The organism is Oleiphilus sp. HI0061 (genome assembly GCF_001635675.1).
In genome coordinates, this window is record NZ_LWFE01001645.1 from 1 (window position 1) to 1,214 (window position 1,214).

Here is a 1,214-nt window from a genome sequence, read left to right on the forward strand (position 1 = left end):
TATAAAGTGATTTCCTGTGCTATCTCTGTGCTCGATAGCCCCCTCCAATATATAAGAAATAATTTCCATATCTCGATGACCATGATTATCAAAACCCGCACCGGGGGAAACCTCATCATCATTGATGACTCTCAGTACCGAAACTCCCATGTGATCGGCGTCGTAATAGTGACCAAACGAAAAGCTATGTTGGCTATTTAACCAAGAAAAGTTGGCCTTACCTCGTTCGTCAGCAGCTCGATAATAAAGCATGACAACTCCTTACTTTTGATGAAAATAGTGACTGAGATCGTTAGTTAGCTTTTTCCAACTGGTCTCGATCATGGGGTAAATCGAAATCTTGTTCAGGCCCTAAAGGAATGACCCCCGTCGGATTGATCGTAAGGTGANTGGCGTAATAGTGGGTTTTGATATGCTCAAAATTCACTGTCTGGGCCACCCCTGGCACTTGATACAGCTCGCGAACATAAGAACTCATCGCGGGGTAACTCGCTATCAGTTGTCTATTGGTTTTAAAGTGTCCAAAATAAACAGCGTCGAATCGAATCAGTGTCGTAAATAGACGCCAGTCAGCTTCGGTTAGTGTTGATCCACACAGATAACGCTGCTTAGACAGTACGCCTTCTACCCAATCTAGGGCATCAAATAATTGATGGTAAGCGTCTTCATAGGCTTCTTGCGTCGTCGCAAAACCTGCACGATAAACACCGTTATTAATGCAGTCATAAATTCGCTCGTTAATCATATCAATCGACTCACGCAAGCCCTCTGGATAATAGTCATCAGTATTGCCAGTTAGGTGATTAAAGGCTGAGTTAAACATGCGAATAATTTCAGACGACTCATTACTGACAATCGTTTGGGTCTGTTTATCCCATAAAACCGGTACCGTAACCCGCCCCTCGTATTGGCTATCAGCGCGCATGTAAAGCTGGTAAGCGTATTGAAAACCGTACAGCGGGTCGGTAACTTCCCAACCGTTTTCTAACATTATCGGGTCGACTACCGTCACATCGATATAATCTTGTAGATTCTTCAGCTGGCGAAAAATCAACGTGCGATGAGCCCATGGGCACGCCAACGAAACATACAAATGGTAGCGGCCTTTCTCTGCCTTAAACCCCTTCTCACCCTGCGGGCCAGGTTGACCATCGGCGGTCAACCAACTTCTGAAGCGACTATCTTGGCGACGAAACTCACCTCCGCTATCGCTC

Annotated in this window: 2 protein-coding genes; both read right to left on the minus strand. The window is 45.4% G+C overall.

Features of this window, described 5'->3' with window-relative positions; genetic code table 11:
- The coding region (locus A3735_RS25385; protein ID WP_197486041.1) for a pirin family protein at positions 1-252 on the minus strand (252 nt) is incomplete at its 3' end.
- Positions 253-292: 40 nt separating this feature from the next.
- Positions 293-1,214, minus strand: a 922-nt coding sequence (locus A3735_RS25390) for a glutathione S-transferase family protein (RefSeq protein ID WP_068638874.1), incomplete at its 5' end; no start/stop codon positions are given.